Raw genomic sequence first — 8,615 nt, 5'->3', positions numbered from 1 at the left:
AGAATTTTTAGGTGCTCCTCCTAGTCAGCAATTTTTCATTTTATTTAAGGATAGATCACTAACCTTCTAGAAAAGTGATTTGTTCAGTAGATATTAATTTAAGATTGATTGTAAAGTTTTTATTCAAAATACTTTACGAACAGAAACCGAATGTTCATATTACTATCTAATCGTATAGTATATGAACATTCGGCTTTTTTTGCCAGTTCCACTTTCACAGTATATTGAGTGATAAAGTAAATAAAATTTTCTCGATGAATCATTGTTTAAGAAACTTAGTGGAATGGTATGCGAAGTGAGAATAAAACTAACTTTTTCGGTTTTTGAAAAAGTTGATTCCTTATCGCGAAGTAGTTGCGATTTAGGTGAAAAAAAATTTAGCAGCAGAGTCGTATCAGTAGTGAAGCAGAGTAATTTTCATAGGCTTTGAAAAATGATTTCATCATCACATGATAGCTGCACTTAAGGAAAGTAGAAATCTTTAAACAGTTAGTAGGAATGCAAATATACTTTGTGTTAAAATATTGCTATCTTATGTGCGAGGAAATGAATTTTATGAAGTTATTAGCGATGGATACATCCAATCAAACACTAGCCGTAGCAGTCTTAGAGGATGAGAAACTACTGGCCCAATTTCAATTAAACCGAAAAATGAATCATAGTTTAACTCTGATGCCGGCGATCGACTCAGTGATGCAGGCAAGCGGACTAAAACCAGCTGATTTGGATCGGGTCGTTGTGGCGAAGGGACCTGGATCATATACAGGTATCCGAATTGCTGTAACGACCGCTAAAACATTGGCGGATACATTGAAAATCGAGTTAGCTGCAGTTTCCAGTCTAGCTGTATTAGCCGGGAATACCAAGACCAGCAAATGGATCGTTCCACTGATGGATGCACGCAGAAATAATGTGTATGCAGGGGCGTATCGTTGGGAAAACCAGCAATTGATCAATGTTTTGGCTGACCAGCACATCGCGTTAACTAATTTGTTAGATCAAATCAAGGAACCAGCAATCTTTGTTGGTGAGACGGATAAATTCAAAGAACAAATCACGGCCACTTTACCAGAAGCGGAGGTTTGTGAAGCAGACGAAGTGAATTTGCCCAATGGTATTGTTCTGGGGAAATTAGGCTTGCTTGCAAAACCGATTGAAAATATTCACGTATTGGTTCCAGAATATTTAAAACGAGTGGAGGCTGAAGAAAAATGGCTGGAAACACATCAGCCAGAGGACGATAATTATGTTGAAAAAATTTAGCGGTCTAGTAAGAACGATTCTTTATGGAAAGCAATATCCCTTCAATGAGAAAAATGTGACCCTAGGGAATGATGACTTTTTGCTAAGGAAGATCATCGATCAGGATATCAAAGATTTGATCGCCTTAGAACGGGATGTTTACTTTGGAGAGACACCTTGGACGAAAAGCGCCTTTCTCTCGGAGATTCATTCACCGATTCCTCATCTCTACATCTGTATCGTCAGTAAAACAGAAGAAATTGCTGGCTTTATCGGCAGTCGGCTTATTGGAAATGATACTCACATTACCAACATCGCGGTAGGAACAACGTTTCAAAATCGTGGGATCGGTAAGCTGTTGATTGACGAAGTAGAAAAATTCGCTATAATGAACGATTGTGAGACTCTATCCTTGGAGGTACGTCTCAGCAATACAGATGCGCAGCGACTGTATCGTCGACTTGGATTTTCAGCTCGTAATATTCGAAAGAATTATTACACTGAGAACAATGAGGATGCGCTGGACATGATCAAGCGTTTGGAAGTGAACTAATTGAAAGATGCAGCGAAAAGATTTTGGCAGATCAGTCAAAGAGCATATACGTTTGATTCTCCGTGGAACGAAGCTCAATTTGCTAGTGATTTAGAGCAGTCCCATAGCTTTTATTTTACTGAAGGATCTGGCATTATGGCATTCTTAGGTTTTCATCAAGTATGTGATGAAATTGAGATTACTAATATTGCCTCTGAAGAAAAAGGACAAGGGCACGGCAGCAAGTTAATGGAACGTTTGATTGAGCACGCCGAATCACAGGGAATAGCGAGCATTTTTTTAGAAGTACGTGCTTCGAATCAAGAGGCGCGTCTTTTTTATGAGAAGTTTGGCTTTCAAGTAGTTGGAAAGCGAAAAAATTATTATCAGCACCCCTCAGAAGATGCAGTGTTGATGTCTTTGAAAGTAGGAAATCCGAATGAATGAAACAGAACTTATTTTGGCGATTGAAAGCAGCTGTGATGAAACAAGTGTCGCAGTCGTAGAAAACGGCGAAAAAATTCTTTCAAATATTGTGGCGTCGCAAATTAAGAGTCACAAACGTTTTGGCGGGGTGGTACCTGAAGTAGCTAGTCGTCATCATGTCGAACAAATTACAATTTGTATTGAAGAAGCATTAGCTGAAGCGAATGTTTCCGCAAAAGATCTTAAGGCTGTTGCCGTAACTTATGGTCCAGGATTGGTGGGCGCCTTATTAATCGGTCTAAGTGCCGCAAAAGCTTTTGCTTGGGCGAATGGACTGCCTTTGCTGCCAATCAATCATATGGCAGGGCACATTTATGCGGCTCGCTTAGTTGAGCCTTTAGAGTTTCCTTTGATGGCTTTACTTGTTAGCGGCGGACACACAGAATTAGTCTATATGGAGGAAGATGGTTCCTTTGAAATCATCGGCGAAACCCGGGATGATGCGGCTGGAGAGGCCTATGATAAAGTCGGACGCGTATTGGGACTGAGCTACCCTAGCGGTAAAGAGATCGATGATCTGGCCCATCATGGTGAAGATACTTATGATTTTCCCCGTGCAATGATCAAAGAAGACAATTTTGATTTCAGCTTCAGTGGCTTAAAAAGTGCGTTTATCAATTTGACTCATAATGCCGAACAACGCGGCGAAGAATTAGATAGAAAAAATTTGGCTGCCAGCTTTCAGGCAAGTGTTGTTGAAGTATTAGTCACCAAGACGATTAAGGCCTGCAAAGCATACCCAGTCAAGCAATTGATCGTCGCTGGCGGTGTCGCAGCGAATCGAGGTCTACGAGAAACAATGTCTGATGCGATCAGCGCAGAGCTGCCAGCAATGAAGTTGATCGTCCCACCATTACGCTTATGCGGGGACAATGCGGCGATGATAGGAGCTGCGGCTCATGTCGAATTGCAAAAAGGTCATTTTGCTGGAATGAGTTTAAACGCCGATCCAAGTTTGGCCTTTCAGCACATTTAATCACTTGTTACTATGGAGCCAAGAAATCGTTCAAATAACTAGACCAAACATGGCAAGATAATTGTCAATTGACACGTAACCAATATAGGATCGGATGAAAGAAATTGCTTATCAAAAAGATTTTAGCGAACAAAAATTTGTTTACCTTGCGTGCTTAATATTGAGAATTAATAGTCATTCAAAACAGCTAAAAATTTTAGCTGTTTTTTTTCGTACAAAAATAATTTCACAAACTTGTGCCAATTTCACGATTATTGTTGGGGGAATCCGATATTAAGCTATAACAAGATTCTTCTGTCCAGCTTCTTATCCGTGTCCTATTTTTAATAATAGGATCTTTCTGAAAAGGTGTTTCTTTTAATTTGTAGCTACGAAAAAAAGATGTGCCTTTTTGGTGATAAATCTCTTATCTTAATTGTGTGACAGTTGTTATAGATTTATACTATTTTAGCAAGTGAGTAGTAATGGAATGGAGGATGAGAATGATGAATTTACGGCATCAGTGACTTTGATCAAAAGTAGAACTTAGAGTTTCTAAGGAAGTAGATTCATATTTTATGGATATCATTCATTATTTATGTGAAACAAATCACTTGCACGAAATGAAATCGCTTAAACAATGAAATGTTACCTCCTGTGGGAACTCAAATTGAAAGATCGGTGATCTTTATCAAACAATTTGAAATGGAGTGATTGGGTGTTATTAGCAGTAGCGTTTTTAATCGTGTTGGCTTCTTTGTATGGATTAATCTACTTAAAGAAATTGAAATGGTCATTTTCTAAGCGAGTTGTCATTGCTTTAGCCATTGGGATTATTTTAGGTTTGTTTTTTAATCAAATTCTATCTGAGGCAGACGGTGTAGTTTTGGCAGATTGGATCGGAATTATTGGCAGTGTCTATGTAAAATTACTGCAAATGATTGCAGTACCACTGATCCTTGTCTGTGTTCTATTGGCTTTTACGAAAATTGAAATCAAAACAAATGTGTTGAAAGTCGGAATGTCGATTATTGGGACGTTGATTGTTACTGCCGGAGTTGCTGGAATGGTCGGAATTGTGACTGGCTATTTTTCAAATATTGACGGGAATTCCTTTAATATTTCTCAAACTGCGTTACATTCGGCTAATGAGATTCAGAAAAGTTATGTTTCTGGTGGCGAACAGACATTGACGATGCCGCAAAAAATAATTGCGATCTTTCCATCGAATCCCTTCTTTGACTTAACGGGACAACGTGCTAGTGCTACTTTGGGTGTCGTGATTTTTGCTTTCTTCTTGGGGATCGCCTACCTGAAAATCAAAGATAAAAAAGTCAAAGAGGCACAATTATTCAAAGATTTTCTTGATAGTGCCTATGAAATTATTATGTCGGTGGTTCGTCTATTCATTTCCTATGCGCCGTATGCTGTTTTAACGATCATGATCGCGACAATTGTCAATAATGATGTTACAGCGGTACTGAAGCTGGCGAAATTCTTTGCGGTTTCCTATATCGGAATGTTGATCATGTTCCTGATCCAGCTACTGATTCTATGGATTTGCGGACTGCCGCCAGTTCGATATTTGGCAAAAGCCTTCCCGGTTCTTTCTTTTGCCTTTATCACAGCGTCAAGTGCAGGATCGATGCCGATGAATATCGAGATGCAGGACGAATTGAGTATTCCCCGCGGTGTATCAAGTTTGGCGGCTTCTTTTGCGACATCGATGGGAATGAATGGCTGCGCGGGTGTCTATCCCGGCATCATTATTGCGATTGTGGCTATGACACAAGGAATTAATCCGTTATCTCCGCAGTTCTTGCTTTATGCTGGCTTTATCATTGCTATGACTTCTTTTGGCATTGCAGGAACAGGCGGAGGCGGAACCGTGGCAACGATTATTTCTTTGTCGGCTTTAGGATTACCTGTGGGATTAGTAGGTGTTTTTATCGCGGTAGAACAATTAATTGATATGGGACGTACAGCAATCAACTTGAATGGAGGCGTAGTAGCAAGTGCGGTTACATGCAAGTTGAATCGCATTAAATTATCACAAGCAAAATAAATTGATGACTTCCTCGAATCTCTTTGAGGAAGTTTTTTAAATAAATTGAAAAGGTGGGTTGCTACTTTCTTTTTATTCAGTTATTATGAATAAAAATGAATTATTATAGGACCAAGCGAATGAATATTCAAAAATGGAGGAGTTATGATGACGAGTATCTTTCAAGGAAAAAGCTTTTTAAAAGAGATTGATTTTACAAAGGATGAATTACTGTATTTGATTGATTTTGCTGCACACCTAAAAGGATTGAAGCAACAAAATATTCCGCATAAATATTTAGCGGGGAAAAATATTGCTTTATTGTTTGAGAAGACTTCTACTCGTACGCGGGCAGCCTTCACTACAGCAGCCATCGATTTAGGCGCGCATCCTGAATATTTAGGTAAAAATGATATTCAACTAGGTAAAAAAGAATCTGTTGAGGATACTGCAAAGGTTTTGGGCAGTATGTTCGACGGTATCGAATATCGTGGTTTTTCTCAAAAAGCGGTTGAAGCTTTAGCTGAGCATTCTGGTGTGCCTGTCTGGAATGGTCTAACTGATGAATGGCACCCAACGCAGATGTTGGCTGATTTTCTGACGATCAAAGAACATTTTGGCAAATTAGATGGGCTGACTTTAGCCTATGTGGGAGATGGACGAAACAATGTCGCGAATTCGCTTCTGATTACTAGTGCAATTTTAGGAGTGAATATTTCGATCGTTACACCAGAAAAATTATATCCAGAAAAAAGCTTAATCGCTATGGCTGAAAAATATGCCGAAGAATCAAAAGCAAAAGTTTTAATTACTGACGATATTGGTCTAGGAGTTGCACAGGCGGATATTATTTATACAGATGTTTGGGTGTCGATGGGTGAAGAAGCTGCGTTTAAAGAACGCATCGACTTATTGCTGCCTTATCAAGTCAATCAAGAATTAATGGAGAAGACCAAAAAAGCTGAGACGATCTTCCTCCACTGTCTGCCTGCATTTCACGATTTGGAAACAGAGGTTGCGGAAGAAATCAAAGAAAAGTATGGGTTGGCTGAAATGGAAGTCACCGATGAAGTTTTTCGTGGAGAGAATGCACTGCAATTCCAACAAGCTGAAAATCGGATGCATACCATAAAAGCAGTAATGGCTGCGACTTTAGGAAATCTGTTTATCCCGAAAGCATAAAAATCTCGCCCTTGACTAGTCAGATGAAGATTTTTCTGTTAATATGAATGCCAGATAAATCATTCATCGATGATAAAGAGATATTTATGGTCTGTTTTGCAGCGAGTTCGGGCAGGTGAGAGCCGAGTAAACAAAAGTAGATGGCGCACTTTTGAGATGAAACGGCAGCTACCGTTATAGCCTGAGCTGGTCGTTTGACGACAATAAGAGTGGTACCGCGGGAATTCTCGTCTCTGATGTATTTATACATCAGAGACTTTTTTTGTGGTTTTGCTATTATTTTTAGTTCGAGTTGAATCGTTTTCCTTGAGCATACATTGCAGCGGTTGTTTGCTAGAATGATTTTCTCAAAGCCGGCTAGCTTTTAACAACCTAAAGGGAAGAATCAGCCTTATTTTTGTAAACAGAGTCAAATATATAGAATATACTAGGGGGAATTTTGGATGAATAATAAAGAAATCGTCGCACAAGCTGTTTTTGAAGCCGTCAAAGAAAATTTGACGTTGTCGGAAGTAGAAGGATTGTTGGAAAATCCTAAATCAGCGGATCATGGGGATGTAGCATTTCCAACCTTTACATTAGCAAAAGTATTTCGGAAAGCACCTCAACAAATCGCAGCGGAATTGGCAGAACAAATCAATCCGGAAGCATTTGAAAAAATTGAAGTCGTGGGTCCTTATCTAAACTTCTTCATGAAAAAAGAAGTCATTTCCAGCATGGTTTTGAAACAAATCGCAAAAGAGCAAAATCATTTTGGCGATAGCAATATTGGAAATGAAGGCAATGTGACGATCGATATGTCCTCACCAAATATTGCTAAACCTATTTCTATGGGGCATCTACGTTCAACCGTTATTGGGAATTCAATCAGCTTGATCCTAAGTAAAATCGGCTATAATCCGATCAAGATCAATCACTTGGGAGACTGGGGCACGCAATTTGGTAAATTGATCGTTGCTTATAAAAAATGGGGATCTGAAGAAAAGGTTAAGGCCGAACCAATCAATGAGCTGCTGCGTCTATATGTTGAGTTCCATGAAAAAGCAGAAGAAGAACCTGAATTGAATGATGAGGCACGGGCTTGGTTCAAGAAATTGGAAGAAAATGATCCAGAAGCTTTGGATCTATGGAAATGGTTCCGCAGCGAATCATTGAAAGAGTTCAATAAAATCTATGGCATGTTGGAAGTAGATTTTGATTCTTATAATGGTGAAGCCTTTTATAACGACAAGATGGATGAAGTCGTTACGATGTTAGAAGAAAAACATTTGTTGCAAACCAATGAAGGCGCAGAAATCGTTGACCTAGAAAAATATGATTTGAATCCAGCCTTGATTAAAAAATCTGATGGTGCAACCTTATACATCACGCGTGATTTAGCGGCAGCACTTTACCGTAAACGTGAATATAATTTTGTTAAATCATTGTACGTTGTAGGGAATGAACAAAGCGGACACTTTAAACAATTAAAAGCTGTCTTGAAGGAAATGGATTTCGATTGGTCGGATGAAATGATTCACGTTCCCTTCGGTTTGATTACCAAAGATGGTAAGAAATTATCGACTCGAAAAGGGAAAATCGTCTTATTAGAAGAAGTCTTGAATGAAGCGAACGGGTTAGCCTTGGCACAAATTCAAGAAAAGAATCCTGATCTGCCGAATAAGGAAGAAGTCGCTCATCAGGTTGGTGTGGGGGCAGTTATCTTCCATGACTTGAAGAACGATCGGTTGAACAACTTCGATTTCAGTTTAGAAGAAGTCGTACGTTTCGAGGGAGAGACAGGCCCTTATGTTCAATACACACATGCGCGGGCTATGACTGTTTTAGAAAAAGGAAACTTTACAGTTGATCCTGAAGCAGTTTATGCACTGAATGATCCCGATAGCTGGGAAATTATCAAATTATTGCAAATTTACCCGGAAGTAGTTATGCAGGCTGCAAATCAATATGAACCATCTGTAATTGCGAAACATTCAATCAGATTAGCTCAGGCGTTTAATAAGTATTATGCACATACGAAGATCCTAGTTGATGACGATCAAAAAGAGGCTCGATTGGCATTGGTATATGCATTAACTGTCATTTTAAAAGAAGACTTGCGTCTGCTAGGGGTTCACGCACCAAACAAAATGTAATAGAGTAAGAAAGTTGCAGGAGTGATTCTTGCAACTTTT

At 39.2% G+C, this 8,615-nt stretch carries 7 protein-coding genes; all 7 read left to right on the top strand.

Annotation, left to right across the window (positions count from 1 at the left end; genetic code table 11):
• Positions 1–555 precede the first annotated feature (555 nt).
• The 7 genes from tsaB (at position 556) to argS (ending at position 8,576) form a co-directional block, all read left to right on the top strand.
• The gene (gene tsaB, locus E6139_RS21315) at positions 556–1,263 is read left to right on the top strand and encodes a tRNA (adenosine(37)-N6)-threonylcarbamoyltransferase complex dimerization subunit type 1 TsaB (RefSeq protein ID WP_316405559.1); all 708 of its coding nucleotides are present in this window, start codon (positions 556–558) and stop codon (positions 1,261–1,263) included.
• Positions 1,247–1,795, top strand: coding sequence for a ribosomal protein S18-alanine N-acetyltransferase (gene rimI / locus E6139_RS21310; RefSeq protein ID WP_316405558.1), 549 nt, complete (start codon positions 1,247–1,249; stop codon positions 1,793–1,795). Before tsaB ends, rimI (E6139_RS21310) begins: the two co-directional genes overlap by 17 nt.
• On the top strand, positions 1,796–2,221 hold the full coding sequence (rimI, locus tag E6139_RS21305; protein ID WP_316405557.1) for a ribosomal protein S18-alanine N-acetyltransferase: 426 nt from the start codon (positions 1,796–1,798) through the stop codon (positions 2,219–2,221). It begins immediately after the preceding gene.
• Positions 2,214–3,236 carry a tRNA (adenosine(37)-N6)-threonylcarbamoyltransferase complex transferase subunit TsaD gene (gene tsaD / locus E6139_RS21300; protein ID WP_316405556.1) on the top strand — a complete coding sequence of 341 codons (1,023 nt, stop codon included), beginning with the start codon at positions 2,214–2,216 and terminating at the stop codon, positions 3,234–3,236. The genes rimI (E6139_RS21305) and tsaD overlap by 8 nt, the downstream gene beginning before the upstream one ends.
• Before the next feature lie 697 nt (positions 3,237–3,933).
• The gene (locus tag E6139_RS21295; protein WP_316405555.1) at positions 3,934–5,280 is read left to right on the top strand and encodes a cation:dicarboxylate symporter family transporter; all 1,347 of its coding nucleotides are present in this window, start codon (positions 3,934–3,936) and stop codon (positions 5,278–5,280) included.
• Positions 5,281–5,424: 144 nt separating this feature from the next.
• Positions 5,425–6,441, top strand: a complete 1,017-nt coding sequence (gene argF / locus E6139_RS21290) for an ornithine carbamoyltransferase (RefSeq protein ID WP_316405554.1) — start codon at positions 5,425–5,427, stop codon at positions 6,439–6,441.
• A 443-nt stretch (positions 6,442–6,884) separates the two neighbouring features.
• Complete coding sequence (gene argS, locus E6139_RS21285) at positions 6,885–8,576, top strand: arginine--tRNA ligase (protein ID WP_316405553.1); 1,692 nt, start codon at positions 6,885–6,887, stop codon at positions 8,574–8,576.
• Positions 8,577–8,615: the final 39 nt, after the last annotated feature.

The organism is Enterococcus sp. (genome assembly GCF_032555305.1).
Taxonomy (GTDB): Bacteria; Bacillota; Bacilli; order Lactobacillales; family Enterococcaceae; genus Enterococcus_A.
The sequence above is the reverse complement of the archived record's forward strand: the minus strand, read 5'-3'. Positions and strand labels throughout refer to the sequence as shown.

Excerpts from the sequence above, each read along its gene's own strand:
- tsaB (WP_316405559.1), top strand. The coding sequence starts at position 556 with ATGAAGTTATTAGCGATGGATACATCCAATCAAACACTAGCCGTAGCA.
- rimI (WP_316405558.1), top strand. The coding sequence starts at position 1,247 with ATGTTGAAAAAATTTAGCGGTCTAGTAAGAACGATTCTTTATGGAAAG.
- tsaD (WP_316405556.1), top strand. The coding sequence starts at position 2,214 with ATGAATGAAACAGAACTTATTTTGGCGATTGAAAGCAGCTGTGATGAA.
- argF (WP_316405554.1), top strand. The coding sequence starts at position 5,425 with ATGATGACGAGTATCTTTCAAGGAAAAAGCTTTTTAAAAGAGATTGAT.
- argS (WP_316405553.1), top strand. The coding sequence starts at position 6,885 with ATGAATAATAAAGAAATCGTCGCACAAGCTGTTTTTGAAGCCGTCAAA.